The sequence below is a fragment of the Pseudomonas protegens genome (assembly GCF_013407925.2).
Lineage (GTDB): Bacteria > Pseudomonadota > Gammaproteobacteria > Pseudomonadales > Pseudomonadaceae > Aquipseudomonas > Aquipseudomonas fluorescens_AP.
Map to the genome: position 1 here is coordinate 4,264,785 of NZ_CP060201.1, position 14,251 is coordinate 4,279,035.

The 14,251-nt window shown below is 61.1% G+C and carries 13 protein-coding genes; 7 read left to right on the forward strand and 6 right to left on the reverse strand.

Features of this window, described 5'->3' with window-relative positions:
- Positions 1-27: 27 nt before the first annotated feature.
- Complete coding sequence (ettA, locus tag GGI48_RS19770; RefSeq protein ID WP_016967012.1) at positions 28-1,692, forward strand: energy-dependent translational throttle protein EttA; 1,665 nt, start codon at positions 28-30, stop codon at positions 1,690-1,692.
- 323 nt (positions 1,693-2,015) lie between these two features.
- A complete protein-coding gene (gene gdhA / locus GGI48_RS19775; protein WP_016967013.1) occupies positions 2,016-3,353 on the forward strand; it encodes an NADP-specific glutamate dehydrogenase in 1,338 nt (445 codons plus the stop codon).
- A 6-nt stretch (positions 3,354-3,359) separates the two neighbouring features.
- Here gdhA and GGI48_RS19780 read toward each other — a convergent pair whose 3' ends face one another.
- The 4 genes from GGI48_RS19780 to GGI48_RS19795 form a co-directional block, all read right to left on the reverse strand.
- On the reverse strand, positions 3,360-3,854 hold the full coding sequence (locus tag GGI48_RS19780; protein ID WP_179599682.1) for a GreA/GreB family elongation factor: 495 nt from the start codon (positions 3,852-3,854) through the stop codon (positions 3,360-3,362).
- 71 nt (positions 3,855-3,925) lie between these two features.
- Positions 3,926-4,282 carry a hypothetical protein gene (locus GGI48_RS19785; protein WP_016967015.1) on the reverse strand — a complete coding sequence of 119 codons (357 nt, stop codon included), beginning with the start codon at positions 4,280-4,282 and terminating at the stop codon, positions 3,926-3,928.
- Positions 4,283-4,381: 99 nt separating this feature from the next.
- On the reverse strand, positions 4,382-6,235 hold the full coding sequence (locus tag GGI48_RS19790; RefSeq protein WP_042941840.1) for a DUF4105 domain-containing protein: 1,854 nt from the start codon (positions 6,233-6,235) through the stop codon (positions 4,382-4,384).
- Positions 6,236-6,327: 92 nt separating this feature from the next.
- The gene (locus tag GGI48_RS19795) at positions 6,328-6,816 is read right to left on the reverse strand and encodes a DUF3015 domain-containing protein (RefSeq protein ID WP_016967017.1); all 489 of its coding nucleotides are present in this window, start codon (positions 6,814-6,816) and stop codon (positions 6,328-6,330) included.
- Between the two features lie 276 nt (positions 6,817-7,092).
- Between GGI48_RS19795 and GGI48_RS19800 the strand changes: the two genes are divergently transcribed.
- Positions 7,093-9,531, forward strand: a complete 2,439-nt coding sequence (locus tag GGI48_RS19800) for a Lon protease family protein (RefSeq protein ID WP_047306171.1) — start codon at positions 7,093-7,095, stop codon at positions 9,529-9,531.
- A 213-nt stretch (positions 9,532-9,744) separates the two neighbouring features.
- Complete coding sequence (locus GGI48_RS19805) at positions 9,745-10,068, forward strand: hypothetical protein (protein WP_179599684.1); 324 nt, start codon at positions 9,745-9,747, stop codon at positions 10,066-10,068.
- 21 nt (positions 10,069-10,089) lie between these two features.
- Here the strand turns inward: GGI48_RS19805 and GGI48_RS19810 are convergent, their stop codons facing one another.
- Positions 10,090-11,922, reverse strand: coding sequence for a hypothetical protein (locus GGI48_RS19810; protein ID WP_179599686.1), 1,833 nt, complete (start codon positions 11,920-11,922; stop codon positions 10,090-10,092).
- A gap of 162 nt (positions 11,923-12,084) precedes the next feature.
- Between GGI48_RS19810 and GGI48_RS19815 the strand changes: the two genes are divergently transcribed.
- The 3 genes from GGI48_RS19815 (at position 12,085) to GGI48_RS19825 (ending at position 13,758) form a co-directional block, all read left to right on the forward strand.
- Positions 12,085-12,573 carry a TIGR00645 family protein gene (locus tag GGI48_RS19815; RefSeq protein WP_015637095.1) on the forward strand — a complete coding sequence of 163 codons (489 nt, stop codon included), beginning with the start codon at positions 12,085-12,087 and terminating at the stop codon, positions 12,571-12,573.
- A gap of 134 nt (positions 12,574-12,707) precedes the next feature.
- A complete protein-coding gene (locus GGI48_RS19820; protein WP_016967031.1) occupies positions 12,708-13,013 on the forward strand; it encodes a DUF6482 family protein in 306 nt (101 codons plus the stop codon).
- A 127-nt stretch (positions 13,014-13,140) separates the two neighbouring features.
- Positions 13,141-13,758, forward strand: coding sequence for an FKBP-type peptidyl-prolyl cis-trans isomerase (locus tag GGI48_RS19825; RefSeq protein WP_016967030.1), 618 nt, complete (start codon positions 13,141-13,143; stop codon positions 13,756-13,758).
- Between the two features lie 90 nt (positions 13,759-13,848).
- Here GGI48_RS19825 and GGI48_RS19830 read toward each other — a convergent pair whose 3' ends face one another.
- On the reverse strand, positions 13,849-14,118 hold the full coding sequence (locus tag GGI48_RS19830; protein ID WP_016967029.1) for a hypothetical protein: 270 nt from the start codon (positions 14,116-14,118) through the stop codon (positions 13,849-13,851).
- Between the last annotated feature and the right edge of the window lie 133 nt (positions 14,119-14,251).

The window sequence follows — 14,251 nt, forward strand, 5'->3', positions numbered from 1 at the left end:
TCATCAGTCACTGACGCTAGGTTCACCATGGCTCAATACGTCTTCACCATGCATCGGCTGGGCAAAGTTGTTCCGCCGAAGCGGGAAATCCTGAAAAACATCTCCCTGTCTTTTTTCCCCGGCGCCAAGATCGGCGTGCTGGGCCTCAACGGTTCGGGTAAGTCCACGCTGCTGAAAATCATGGCCGGCGTCGACACCGAGTTCGAAGGTGAAGCCCGTCCGATGCCGGACCTGAACATCGGCTACCTGCCTCAGGAACCACAGCTCGATCCCACCAAGACCGTGCGTGAAGTGGTCGAGGAAGCGGTGAGCGTGATCAAGGACGCCCAGGCACGCCTGGACGAAGTCTACGCCGCCTACGCCGAGCCGGATGCCGACTTCGACAAGCTGGCCGCCGAGCAGGCCAAGCTGGAAGCCATCCTGCAAGCCAGCGACGGCCATAACCTGGAGCGCCAGCTGGAAGTGGCCGCCGACGCACTGCGCCTGCCGGCTTGGGACGCCAAGGTCGAGCACCTGTCCGGTGGTGAAAAGCGTCGTGTGGCCCTGTGCCGCCTGCTGCTGTCGGCCCCCGACATGCTGCTGCTGGACGAACCGACCAACCACCTGGATGCCGACTCGGTGGCCTGGCTGGAGCATTTCCTCCACGACTTCCCGGGCACCGTAGTCGCGATCACGCACGACCGTTACTTCCTCGACAACGTCGCCGGCTGGATTCTCGAGCTCGACCGCGGCGCGGGCATTCCATACGAGGGCAACTACTCGGGTTGGCTGGAAGCCAAGTCCGCGCGTCTGGCCCAGGAATCCAAGCAGCAGTCGGCCCATGAAAAGGCCATGAAGGAAGAGCTGGAGTGGGTGCGCAAAGGCGCCAAGGCCCGTCAGTCGAAATCCAAGGCCCGTCTGCAACGCTTCGAGGAAATGCAGTCCCAGGAATTCCAGAAGCGCAGCGAAACCAACGAGATCTACATCCCGGCCGGTCCGCGCCTGGGTGACAAGGTCATCGAGTTCAAGAACGTCACCAAGGGCTATGGCGATCGCGTGCTGATCGACAACCTGTCGTTCTCCATGCCCAAAGGCGCCATCGTCGGCGTGATCGGCGGCAACGGTGCCGGTAAGTCGACCCTGTTCCGCATGATCATGGGCAAGGAAACCCCGGATTCGGGCAGCATCGAGATCGGCGAAACCGTGCAACTTGCCTGTGTGGACCAGAGCCGTGAGGACCTGGACGGCAGCAAGACCGTGTTCCAGCAGATTTCCGACGGTTCCGACCAGATCCGCATCGGCAACTACGAGATCCCGTCGCGCACCTACGTCGGCCGTTTCAACTTCAAGGGCGGCGACCAGCAGAAGTTCGTCAAGGACCTGTCCGGTGGTGAGCGTGGCCGCCTGCACCTGGCCCTGACCTTGAAAGAGGGCGGCAACGTCCTGCTGCTCGACGAACCGTCCAACGACCTCGACGTTGAAACCCTGCGTTCCCTGGAAGAAGCCCTGCTGGACTTCCCGGGCGCCGCCATTGTGATCTCCCACGACCGGTGGTTCCTGGACCGGGTGGCCACGCACATCCTGGCTTACGAAGACGATTCCCAAGCGGTGTTCTTCGAAGGCAACTACACCGAGTACGAGGCCGATCGCAAGAAGCGCCTGGGCGAAGCCGCAGCGCAACCGCACCGTGTGCGGCACAAGAAGCTGGCCTGATCGGCCCGCTGCTTGAAACAAACGGAGCCTTCGGGCTCCGTTTTTTTTCGTGCGTCGGCCAGCCGATTCCTAGAGCAATACGGCTGTGGCGCTGGGCGTTGGCTGGCCGGCGAAGGGTTTTCTGCGACTCCCCAAAAGCGTGCGGACCTTGCAATTTGTGCCACCAAATCCGTGCACAAAACCCCTGAAAATCGTCGCCATTTATATCTAATGCACCATTTAAATTCATATCTGCGACATTTTGCGCTGTCGCGGTGCGAGTTGAATTGATAAAGTCCCGGGCAAATCTCCCCTTAGCGACAATAAATTTGCCGAGACTTCCCATGATCGAATCCGTCGAAGACTTCCTCGCCCGCCTGAAAAAGCGCGACCCGGACCAGCCCGAGTTTCACCAGGCGGTGGAAGAGGTCTTGCGCAGCCTCTGGCCATTTCTCGAAGCCAATCCGCACTACCTGAGCTCCGGCATTCTCGAGCGAATCTGCGAGCCGGAGCGCACCGTGGTGTTTCGTGTGTCCTGGGTCGACGATCAAGGCAAGGTCAGGGTCAACCGCGGCTTCCGCATCCAGATGAACAGCGCCATCGGCCCCTACAAGGGCGGCTTGCGCTTCCATCCGTCGGTCAACATGGGGGTGCTGAAATTCCTCGCCTTCGAGCAGACCTTCAAAAACTCTCTGACCTCCCTGCCCATGGGCGGCGGCAAGGGCGGCTCGGACTTCAACCCCAAAGGCAAGAGCGATGCCGAAGTCATGCGCTTCTGCCAGGCGTTCATGACCGAGCTGTACCGGCATATCGGCGCTGATGTGGACGTGCCAGCAGGCGACATTGGCGTTGGCGCCCGGGAGATCGGCTTCCTCTTTGGCCAGTACAAGCGCCTGAGCAATCAGTTCACGTCCGTGCTGACTGGCAAGGGCATCAGCTACGGCGGCAGCCTGATTCGTCCGGAAGCCACAGGATTCGGTTGCGTGTACTTCGCCGAGGAAATGCTCAAGCGTCGCGGCGACCGGGTTGAAGGCAAGCGAGTGGCGATCTCCGGCTCCGGCAATGTGGCCCAGTACGCGGCCCGCAAAGTCATGGACCTGGGGGGCAAAGTGATTTCCCTGTCCGATTCCGAAGGCACCCTGTACTGCGAGTCGGGCCTGAGCGAGGAGCAGTGGCTGGCGGTACTGGAGCTGAAGAACGTGCAGCGTGGACGGATCAGCGAGCTGGCGGCCCGCTTCGGCCTGGAGTTCCGTGCCGGTAAGACCCCTTGGGATCTGGCCTGCGATATTGCCCTGCCTTGCGCCACGCAGAACGAACTGGACGCCGAAGCCGCCCGCAACCTGTTGCGCAATGGCTGCACCTGTGTCGCCGAAGGCGCCAACATGCCGACCACCCTGGAGGCTGTGGATATCTTTATCGACGCGGGCATCCTGTTCGCCCCGGGCAAGGCCTCCAACGCCGGCGGCGTCGCGGTCAGCGGCCTGGAGATGTCGCAGAACGCCATGCGCCTGCTGTGGACCGCGGGAGAAGTGGACAGCAAGCTGCACAACATCATGCAGTCGATCCACCACGCTTGCGTGCACTACGGCGAAGAGAATGGCCGGATCAACTACGTCAAGGGCGCGAACATCGCCGGTTTCGTCAAAGTGGCCGATGCCATGCTGGCCCAGGGCGTGGTCTGAGGCGTCTCAGGCCGGTTCGATGCGGATGATTTCGATCAGCTGATTGCCCGCCGGCCGTTGCCACAGAACCTCGTCACCGGGTTGTGCTCCCAACAGGGCACGACCCAGGGGCGAGGCCCAGTTGATCAGACCCCGAGCCGCATCGGCTTGATCCTCCCCGACCAGTTGCACGCTTTGCTGATGATCCTGTTCATCGGCGAAGGTCACGCGGCTGCCGATCTGTACCTTGTTGGTCGAAGTGGCCGCCGTGACCACCTGGGCGCTGTGCAGGCGCTGGGTGAAATAACGCAGGTCGCGCTCCAGCTCGGCCAGCCGCTGCTGGTCCGCGTCGTCCCCCTGATCATGCTGCTCACTGTGCTGGCTGTGCAGCAGGGCGACTTTAGCCTGCAGTTCGGCAAAGCCCTGGGGCGTGACGTAGTTGGGCTGGTCGCTGATCTGGCGTTCCACCGGTTGCTCGGCCTGGGCTGCGGCCTGATCTTCATTGACGAAAGCGCGGCTCATGATGTGCTCCTGGAGTGGAGGGCTGGACCATGGTCGCAGGCTTTTGAACCGGGCAGTTGCCTGAAAGCGACCTATTGCGAGCGATAGGCCCGGGCCGCGTCGCGGTCCTTTTCCTGTTGCCAGGCCCGTTCCCGCTCGTCCCAGTGCCGCGTTCGATAGTCGTTGCGGTCCTGATTCTCCAGCATCGCCTGGCATTGGCGGAAACCGTCGTCCCAGCCTGCGGCGTATTGCGGCTCCTTGAGGTAGCGCGGCACGTCCTTGCGGAACTCCCCGCGTATCGACCCCGCCGCCTGGCGTCCACTGACGCAGCCCGCGTCGAAGCCGTCGACAAAGGCCGGCGGATAGCCTTGCTTGAGCAAATACTCGTGGTTCGACTCACAACCACCGATCAGGGCCAGTGCCAGCACCGCCCCAGCATAACGCCACATCCAGAAACTCCCGGGCTTCACCTGAGTGAAGTCTAGAAGGGCGATTGTCGGCGAGGCGTGAAAACCTTGTCGCTAACAGCTCGAAGCTTGCGGCTGCGCTTAATAGTGATACCACTTGAGTTCGAGCAGCACTTCGTTGACCGGGGTCGCCAACTGGCTGAACTGCCGTTGCGCGCTCAAACGCAGGCCCAGGTTGCGCGACAGTTCCCATTGCTGGTTGAGGCTCAGGCTGCGGCGCACTTCGCCATTGGTGAAGTAATCGCCCTTGGCTTCAAGGCTGAAGTTGCCCAGCGGGTTCTTCCACAGCAGCCCGGAGTTGAAGCCTGCCGCCGGGGCGATGAAACCGGCGAAATCGGCGTTGTGCTCGACCCGCACGGTGCCCAGGGCAAAACCCAGCGTGTCTTCGCCCAGCTGCCAGGTGCCACCGGCACCACCGTTGACATGGCTGACCAGGGTTTCGTCGTCGTGCTTGCCCGGCACCCGTTCCAGGCCACCGGTGACCTGCCAGGACCAGGGTTGCAGCAGCTCGTTGCGTGGGGTGAGGGAGCGGATGGTGGCTAGGTCCAGCTGTTGCAGCTGCCAGTGGTTGCCTTCGTACTGGCGCAGTTTCATCTGCAGGATTTCGATCTGTGCCCCCAGGGGAAAGCCTTCGGCGTTGTCGTTCAGGTCGTGATAGGCCATGCGCAGGCCGTACTCGGCAAAGGCCTTGTCGTCCCGGGTGCCGACCCCCAGTTGCCAGGTGCGGGACTGGTGGCCGTCTTCCGGCAGGCCGGGCCGCTTTATTTGCAGCTCTGGCGCCGGGTTCTGGTTGATCGCCCGCAGCAGCTCGAAGCTGCGCTGGGAACGCTCGGCATCGCGCTCCAGGCCGTTGGCCCGGTAGCGCTCAAGGCGGTAGGCGGCATCGACGATCAAGGCCTGGCGGTCCCGGGGCAGGGCCTTGAATGGGCCTGTCTGCAATTGTTTCTGATCGGCGCTGACCTTGAGGACCCACTGCTGTTCGTCGTGGCTCAGGGGCTGGGCGCGGCTGAGCAGCTCCCGCTCACGGGACGGGCGATAGTCGATCTTCTCCACCAGGCCGGCGTCCTTGACTGCCTTGACCGTGTCGGTGGGAATGGCGGTCAGGGGGAACTGGCCGGTCAGGCGCAGGCTGGGGCGAGCCACCTGCAGCAGTTCCAGCAGGCGGTAGGAGCAGTTCTCGTCGAAGAAGAAGTAGTCGAACTTGATCTGCTTGAGTTCCCAGACGTGCTCCACCATGCGTTCGGTTTCGGCTTGTGTCAGGTTCAGCCGGTATTCCCACAGGTCGCGGTTTTCCAGGCTGCGGTATTCCGAGAGCTTTTCCTGGTAGGGCACCAGGGCGAACAGTCCCGGGTAGCCGCCCATCAGGCCTTTCCAGGCGTACAGAATGCTGTTGTCGGACCCTTCGATGTAAGCGCCGAAGTTGATCGCGTAGCTGAGCAGGGCGGTGTGGTTGCTCTGCACGTCGGCCTGGTCGATGCGCAGCAGGGTGTGGCCGAACATCGACGACGGGCTGTTCAAGTACGCGGCGGGAAAGATCATCACCGTGCTGTGGGGCGAGACATCCTTGAACCACTGGTTGAATTCGGCGCACTCCACTCGCGGCAAATCGTTCAGGCCCAGTTGGGCCTTGAGCCAGCGGGTGCGGGATGGGTAGACGCACTGGGCATGCCGGTCACCCGCGTCGGCCGGGGCGTAGAGGGCTTTCAGGGTGGCGGCCAGCTCGGCATCGGGGTGGTGGGCGCCGTCGGCCGCGAGGAAGAACTTCGGGTCGCTGACGTAACTGCGCCAGCCGCCGAGCTTGGCGGTTTCGTAATGGCCGATGGAAATCCAGAAGGGGTCGTGGGCCAGTTGCTGCAAACGTTGAGGGTCGATCTGGGGCGCGGCATACAGCGGGGCGCAGACACAGAGCGCCAGGTAGGCAAGGCGTTTGAGCATGGTGGGCAACTTAAGTCGGAAATACAAAGACCCAAGATGGGCAAGGTCCGGAAAACAAAACCCGCTCCCCGGAGGAAGCGGGCGGGTCGAGCTTAAGCGGGAGTGGCGTATTTCGCCAGGCGCGCATCGTTCTTCAACACGGCCAGGGTATTGGTGTGCACATCTTCCGCGGTCACGTCAGCCTTGCTGAAGATCTGTTGGAAGTGTTCGTGGGTCACCGCGGCAAAATGCGCACGGTCTTCAGGGGCTACGCCGAGTACCACGGCATAGGTGGTCAGGGCTTCGCCTTGCCCCTTGGCCATGTCTTCGGAGAGCTCGTTCATCATGCCGTTCATGGCGAACCAGGACTTGCCGCCGTAGGTCAGCGATGCGTTGGTGGAGCAACCGTTGGTGCCGGAGGTCATGCCAAAGGTGGCGTTGCCGGAGGTGCCGTTGGTGGTGGAGGCCAGGAAGTGCGCCGGAGTGCCACGCTGGCCTTGGAACAGCATGTTGCCCCAGCCGCAATCCGGACCGCCGGGCGCTTGAGCCATGGCGTTGAGGGATACAGCGGTGAAAAGAGTACCGAGAAGAATCCGTTTCATAGCGTTGTTCTCTTTGTGTGCATACCAATGGACGGGGGAGACTGGCCCGTGGGGGCACCAGTGGGCCGGTTATCTATCCAGCCGCGCAGTTTGGAGTTTAGGCAGGTTCCCTGGGTTCCGTGATTTTTTACAAACAGTGCCTGAAACAGCTGGTTTTATTTGCCGGGGGTGGGCGTATCCGGCTTGTCTATGCTTTCCCCTGAGGCGCGCCTTGCCAGCCGGGCATACCCGGCGCCAGAATGCCGCCATCTGCCCCGCCTGATGTAAGGAAGCCCGATGCCTGATCCTGTTGCTGCCAGCCTGCGTCTCGCGCCTGAAGCGCTGACCCGCCCTTTCTCTGCTGAACAGTTCAGCTTCTCGACCACCAATGATTTGGAGCCCTTTCGCGGTGTGCTTGGCCAGGAACGTGCGGTCGAAGCCTTGCAGTTTGGCGTGGCCATGCCGCGCCCCGGTTACAACGTGTTTGTCATGGGCGAGCCGGGCACCGGCCGCTTCTCCTTCGTCAAACGCTACCTGAAAGCCGAAGGCAAACGCTTGCAGACCCCGTCCGACTGGGTCTACGTCAACAATTTCGACGAGCCCAGGGAGCCTAGGGCGCTGGAGTTGCCGGCCGGTGCCGCCGGCAGCTTCATCAGCGACATCAACGGCCTGATCGACAACCTGCTGGCGACCTTCCCGGCGGTTTTCGAGCATCCGTCCTATCAGCAGAAGAAGAGCGCCATCGACCGCGCCTTCAACCAGCGTTATGACCGCGCCCTGGATGTGATCGAGCGTCTGGCCCTGGAAAAGGACGTGGCGCTGTACCGCGACAGCAGCAACATCGCCTTTACCCCGATGTTCGATGGCAAGGCCCTGGACGAAGCCGAGTTCGCTCAGTTGCCGGAGGCCGATCGCGAGCGCTTCCACGAGGACATTTCCGCCCTGGAAGAACGCCTCAACGAAGAACTGGCGAGCCTGCCGCAATGGAAGCGCGAGTCGAGCAACCAGTTGCGCCAGCTCAACGAAGAAACCATCACCCTGGCCTTGCAGCCCTTGCTCGCGCCGCTGTCCGAGAAGTACGCGGAAAACGCCGCGGTCTGTGGATACCTGCAGGCCATGCAGGTCTATCTGCTGAAGACCGTGGTCGAGCAGTTGGTGGACGACAGCAAGACCGACGCGGTGGCGCGCAAGCTGCTGGAAGAGCAGTACTGCCCGAGCCTGGTGGTGGGTCACCCGGCCAGTGGCGGCGCGCCGGTGGTGTTCGAGCCGCATCCGACCTACGACAATCTGTTTGGCCGGATCGAGTACAGCACCGACCAGGGCGCGCTCTACACCACCTACCGGCAACTGCGTCCCGGTGCCTTGCATCGGGCCAATGGCGGCTTCCTGATCCTGGAGGCCGAAAAGATGCTCAGCGAGCCCTTTGTCTGGGACGCCCTCAAGCGTGCCTTGCAGTCGCGCAAGCTGAAGATGGAGTCGCCGCTGGGCGAGATGGGGCGCCTGGCCACCGTGACCCTGACGCCGCAGATGATCCCGTTGCAGGTCAAGGTCATCATCATCGGTGCCCGCCAGCTGTATTACACGCTGCAGGACCTGGACCCGGACTTCCAGGAGATGTTCCGGGTGCTGGTGGATTTCGACGAAGACATTCCGATGGTGGACGAGAGCCTGGAGCAATTCGCCCAACTGCTCAAAACCCGTACCTCGGAAGAGGGCATGGCGCCGCTGACGGCCGATGCCGTGGCGCGCCTGGCCACCTACAGTGCGCGTCTGGCGGAACACCAGGGGCGCCTCTCGGCGCGGATTGGCGATCTGTTCCAGCTGGTCAGCGAGGCCGACTTCATCCGTCACCTGGCCTCGGACGAAATGACCGACGCCGGGCACATCGAACGAGCGTTGAAGGCCAAGGCCACGCGTACCGGTCGGGTGTCGGCGCGGATTCTCGACGACATGCTGGCCGGGATCATCCTGATCGACACCGACGGCGCGGCCGTGGGCAAGTGCAACGGCCTGACGGTGCTGGAAGTCGGGGACTCGGCGTTCGGGGTGCCGGCGCGGATTTCCGCCACGGTGTATCCCGGTGGCAGCGGCATTGTCGACATCGAGCGTGAGGTCAATCTTGGCCAGCCGATCCACTCCAAGGGGGTGATGATCCTGACCGGTTACCTGGGCAGTCGTTATGCCCAGGAGTTCCCTCTGGCGATTTCCGCGAGCATTGCCCTGGAGCAGTCCTACGGCTATGTGGACGGCGACAGTGCTTCCCTGGGCGAGGCCTGCACGTTGATTTCGGCGCTGTCGAAAACTCCGCTCAAGCAGTGTTTCGCCATCACCGGCTCGATCAACCAGTTCGGTGAAGTGCAGGCGGTGGGCGGGGTCAACGAGAAGATCGAAGGCTTCTTCCGCCTGTGCGAGGCTCGCGGTCTGACGGGGGAGCAGGGAGCGATCATTCCCCAGGCCAACGTGGCCACCCTGATGCTCGACGAGAAAGTGCTGCAGGCGGTGCGTGCCGGGCAGTTCCACGTCTACGCGGTGCGTCAGGCCGATGAGGCCCTGAGCCTGCTGGTGGGGGAGCCGGCCGGTGAGCCGGATGCCGAAGGGCAGTTCCCAGAAGGCAGCGTCAATGCGCGGGTGGTGGAGCGTCTGCGGGTCATCGCCGAGATGATCAGTGAAGAGGATCTCAAGGAGGCGGAAAAGGAGTTGGCGCAAGAGGCGCTGAGCGAAACCAAGCCCGCGTGATGGCTGTCGATGGCGAGGGCGGTGTCCCTCGCTGTCGGCGTCGGGAGTCTGACGTCAATTTGACAAAATAGACCATTCGGCGCCTGTTGGATCGCTCAACTTTGTTTATCAGGCTTTTCTTCTATTCTCAGGGCAAGGAGAACGACAGTCGTCGCTGGATCGAAACAGTCCTCAATTGAAGACTGAATAGTGGTTCTACCGAGGGTCGCCGCCATGTCGCGCAACCTTTGTCTCACCCGCCAATGCCTTGGCCTGGTTACCCGTATCGAATGCAGTGTCCGCCCACTGGCGGGGGACAACGGTATGTGGACTCTTCTCTTCGCCGCCGGAATGGCCGGTGAACAACCCTCAGCGATCAAGTCCCAGGGACCGTTTTGTGGCCCCGTGGTCGCCGAATCGATCCTCGATTCGATCGTTGAAAGCCTGACCACTCACGGCTATCAACTGGCCAACGATCCGCAGATCTGGTGCCTGCATCTGCAGGCCCAACTGCGTCAGATCAATGGCGAACGGGTACGCGGCGCCGGCGACTTCTAGTTCCAGCCCGAGCCCTGGTGTTCATGACGCCGGCGGCGTCGATTCGCTTTTCTCAAGCTTGACCTCGAAGCCGTATTCCACGGTTTCGAGGTCGCTGCGGGTGTAGCTTTCCAATTGGCTGGGCTGGCCATAGAAGTAGTGCACGTCGAACAGTGCCGGACCATCGGCCGACGCGGTATGGCTGGTCGCGAGAATCTCCTTCAGGTACTGGCCGCTGTCGTCCTTGGCATAAAAACGCCAGGCGTCCGCGGGAAAGAGTTTCTGGTCCACGATCAGCGCATTGCCCTTGAGTTCGAGTCCTTTGGGCAGCTGTCGGGTGCTGATGCTGTCCTTCTTGATGCTGGCCAGGAACAGTGGAATGGAGCCCACGGCGTAAGCCGGGGTTTCCGGAAACAGGTTGAGGTCGTAGGTGATGACGCCGCGCAGCGGGTCGATCTCGAAGGCTTCGTCCGGCAGTTCGATCGGTTCGCCCCGCTGGCCCTTGTCGTTCTGGGTGAAGAAGGTCAAGGGGGGGGCGCCGGTGCTGAACTCCGAGCCCAGCAGTTCGTCATTGAAGGTCCGTGGATGGCTGAACTCGATGCGCATTGCGCTGGCATCTTCCACCGATTGGCTGATGGTCACGGATTTCTTCAGTGTTTCCTCATCCAGCTGGGCGCCCTTGAGGTAGTTGGCCGCCTGATCGTCGTAGACCACCACCGGCATGGGCAGCGGCTGGACGTCCTTGTCGGTGGTGCTGCGGTCGAAACGACGCACCGGCAGGTCCAGGTCCTTGCGTGTGACGTTGGCCTGAGCGAAGTCGAGTACGGCCACCTCGAGCTTGTCCACCACACCATTGAAATACACCTTGGCGTAATGACTGGTGTGCTTTTGCTCGAAGGCCTTCTGCTCGTTCTCCAGTTGTTTCTCGAAGTCGTCACTCCAGCTTTTCTGCTTCTGCATCTGGGCCAGCTGCTGTTGGTAAAAGGCAATTTGTGCCGCGCTTTCGTTGATCGAACCGGAGCGGGACAGGATCTGGCCGGTGCTGTCCCGGGCTTGCGCCAACAGCGGGTTGAGCGACGTGTCGTTGGCCTCTTCGGGGAGCGGGGTGCTGTTGTTCAGTTCGATTTCGGCGAGGTTTTTCTCCAGCGACAGCAGGGTCAGGCGGATGTTGCCGTCCTGGCGTGGCTTGCCGATATCGGCCTGGGTCAGCTCGAAGGTGAGCACGCGACTGGGGGCGATCACTTCAAGCTTGCCCCGCAGGGAGACGGGCTGCGGCTGGTTCTGGTTGTCGACTTCCAGGCCCTCGATAAAGGGGTAGGTCACTGTCAGGTCATCCGGGTTGGTCAGGTTGGAGCTTGAGGGACTCAGTTGAATCCCCGGGTCGGTCTCCGACCATTCAGGTTGGAAGGGGATGACTTTCTTGTTGCTCAGGGTGACCGACTGCCACTCCAGGCCGTGGGGAAAGGGGAACTGCGCGGACATGTCGAAGCTGAAGGGAAACACCGGTTGCAGGTCGGTCAGGTAGTCCGAGCTGGAAGGTTTGCGCAACACGAACAGGCCATTGACGTAGGTATCCACCAGGGCTTTTGGCGTGGGGTAATGCTTGAGCAGGGCCAGGCTGTCCTCGCCGTATTCGGTGTCGATCGGCTTGCTGGCAAGCTTGCCTTGGGCGCGCTCCAACAGCAGCAGCGAGCCCCCGAGATCGCTGATGGCTTCTTTGAGCTTGGGGTCCTCGATAGCGTCCAGGGAGGCTTCGAACTGCCTGGTTCTCTCTTCGAGGCTGGCCTGTTTGTTTTCGTCGCTGGGTGAACAGCCGCCGCTGATCAGCAGAACCAGGCCAAGGCCGATGCTTGTCAAAGGCAATCGCAAATCCATTTTCCTGTCTTCCTGTCCAATGTCGGTGAGGGGTAGGAACGGTTCGACACTAGCAGAAAAAACCTGCGGAAAAACCCGTAGAAACAGCGATTGTCTGTGGTTTATGGGCATTTGGAGCGCTGATATACTCGCCGCCGTTTTTTACTCCGGGTGCGAGATTCAATGGAACGTTTTATCGAAAATGCAATGTATGCCTCACGCTGGCTGCTGGCGCCGATCTACTTCGGTTTGTCACTGGGCCTGCTGGCGTTGGCATTGAAATTCTTCCAGGAAGTCTTTCACGTCATTCCCAATGTGTTTTCCATGGCGGAGTCGGATCTGATCCTGGTCCTGCTGTCGTTGATCGACATGGCACTGGTGGGCGGTCTGCTGGTGATGGTGATGATCTCCGGCTATGAGAACTTCGTCTCGCAGCTGGACATCGATGAAGACAAGGAAAAGCTCAGCTGGCTGGGCAAGATGGATTCGTCGTCGCTGAAGATGAAGGTGGCGGCGTCCATCGTGGCGATTTCCTCGATTCACCTGTTGCGGGTGTTCATGGACGCCAAGAACACCCCGACCGAGTACCTGCTGTGGTACGTGGTGATTCACATGACGTTCGTGATCTCGGCGTTTGCCATGGGTTACCTGGACAAGCTGACCAAGCACTGATTGCACCTGCTGGATGAGTGCCGCCCGCCCGTGCGTTGCGAAACGGACGGGCGGTGTTGTTTGTGGCTTGTGCTTTTCCTGGCCGAGGAATATCCATGTAGGCGTCGAGGGTTTCTAATACACGAGGTACGCTCATGAACCTGCAGGAAATGAATGCCTACGCCATCGCCGGAAAAGTCGACGAATTGAACCTGATCTCCCTGGAAGGCGGGATCTATCTGCTTGAGGCGCGCATGCACGGAGCCGCTTATCCATTGAGCGATGCTCAGGGGCAGATGTTTCATCTGCGTTCGGTGGAGCATGCACGTGAGGTATTGCAGTCTTTTCCCAAGTTGCCTTTCCACCTGATTCACACGTCGGTGCACGATGAGATGTGCGGTTTGTCCGCCAGCGCCGAAGAAAGCCTGAAGGTGCCGATCACCATGCGCTCCAGTTGGTAGTGCTGGGGTGGCGCTGATTATCGCCGGACTTCTGTGCTAGTCTGCTCGCCCTTTTGATTCCGGGCGCTCCGGGAGGCCCGGTGTGTCTGTGGCTGTTCCTGAGCCGTCCGCACAGCGGAGCAGTGTCATGTCCGAAGTAAATCTGTCCACCGACGAAACCCGCGTCAGCTACGGTATTGGCCGTCAGTTGGGCGACCAGCTGCGTGACAACCCGCCACCGGGTGTGAGCCTGGACGCAATCCTGGCGGGCCTGACCGACGCTTTCGCCGGTAAGCCAAGCCGTGTGGGTCAGGAAGAGATGTCCGCCAGCTTCAAGGTGATTCGTGAAGTCATGCAGGCTGAAGCAGCTGCCAAGGCTGAAGCCGCTGCCGGTGCCGGCCTGGCTTTCCTGGCGGAAAACGCCAAGCGTGAAGGCATCACCACCCTGGCTTCCGGCCTGCAATTTGAAGTGCTGACCCAGGGCGACGGCGCCAAGCCATCCCGTGAAGACAGCGTGCGCACCCACTATCACGGCACCCTGATCGACGGCACCGTGTTCGACAGCTCCTACGAGCGTGGCCAGCCTGCCGAATTCCCGGTTGGTGGCGTGATCGCCGGCTGGACCGAAGCGCTGCAATTGATGAACGCCGGTAGCAAATGGCGTCTGTACGTGCCGAGCGAACTGGCTTACGGCGCACAAGGCGTGGGCAGCATCCCACCGCACAGCGTCCTGGTGTTCGACGTCGAGCTGCTGGACGTTCTGTAACCCGTGTAGGAGCCAGCTTGCTGGCGATGACGGCCGTGCATGCGCAGTCTGTTCATCGTCGGCAAGCTTGCCCCTTTATCGGCTTTGGTTTCATAGACGGATTTTTGCGCCCAGGCTCTGGCCATCGGCGCCGGTTGGCCGCAAGGCTCTGGCGTAGCAGAACAAAAACAGGTTGCGCACCAATTCCTTGAGTACCAGCGGCTCGCTGGAGCTCAAACCGTTCAGGTCCAGATCCCCCTGGTCCTGCAGCTCGCTCAGGGCTTCTTCTTCCAGCACTGCACAGACTTCCCCGGTTTCCCGATGCAGGATTCGCAGGTAGGGGTGTGGGCGGTCCAGCCAGGCATCAATCAAATAAGTCATGGGTGTCATCTCCTTGAATGGGTTTCAATGAGAATAATTCTTATTCAATGAATAGCAAGTACCTATTGGCGGTTTGTGCTTTTTTCTGTGTGGAAATTGTTTTCGATCAAATCGGCTGGCTTTTCGCTAGCAG

Bases quoted from the DNA above. Each gene is read 5' to 3' on its own strand.
- ettA (WP_016967012.1), top strand. From the start codon at position 28: ATGGCTCAATACGTCTTCACCATGCATCGGCTGGGCAAAGTTGTTCCG.
- gdhA (WP_016967013.1), top strand. From the start codon at position 2,016: ATGATCGAATCCGTCGAAGACTTCCTCGCCCGCCTGAAAAAGCGCGAC.
- GGI48_RS19780 (WP_179599682.1), bottom strand. From the start codon at position 3,854: ATGAGCCGCGCTTTCGTCAATGAAGATCAGGCCGCAGCCCAGGCCGAG.
- GGI48_RS19785 (WP_016967015.1), bottom strand. From the start codon at position 4,282: ATGTGGCGTTATGCTGGGGCGGTGCTGGCACTGGCCCTGATCGGTGGT.
- GGI48_RS19790 (WP_042941840.1), bottom strand. From the start codon at position 6,235: ATGCTCAAACGCCTTGCCTACCTGGCGCTCTGTGTCTGCGCCCCGCTG.
- GGI48_RS19795 (WP_016967017.1), bottom strand. From the start codon at position 6,816: ATGAAACGGATTCTTCTCGGTACTCTTTTCACCGCTGTATCCCTCAAC.
- GGI48_RS19800 (WP_047306171.1), top strand. From the start codon at position 7,093: ATGCCTGATCCTGTTGCTGCCAGCCTGCGTCTCGCGCCTGAAGCGCTG.
- GGI48_RS19805 (WP_179599684.1), top strand. From the start codon at position 9,745: ATGTCGCGCAACCTTTGTCTCACCCGCCAATGCCTTGGCCTGGTTACC.
- GGI48_RS19810 (WP_179599686.1), bottom strand. From the start codon at position 11,922: ATGGATTTGCGATTGCCTTTGACAAGCATCGGCCTTGGCCTGGTTCTG.
- GGI48_RS19815 (WP_015637095.1), top strand. From the start codon at position 12,085: ATGGAACGTTTTATCGAAAATGCAATGTATGCCTCACGCTGGCTGCTG.
- GGI48_RS19820 (WP_016967031.1), top strand. From the start codon at position 12,708: ATGAACCTGCAGGAAATGAATGCCTACGCCATCGCCGGAAAAGTCGAC.
- GGI48_RS19825 (WP_016967030.1), top strand. From the start codon at position 13,141: ATGTCCGAAGTAAATCTGTCCACCGACGAAACCCGCGTCAGCTACGGT.
- GGI48_RS19830 (WP_016967029.1), bottom strand. From the start codon at position 14,118: ATGACTTATTTGATTGATGCCTGGCTGGACCGCCCACACCCCTACCTG.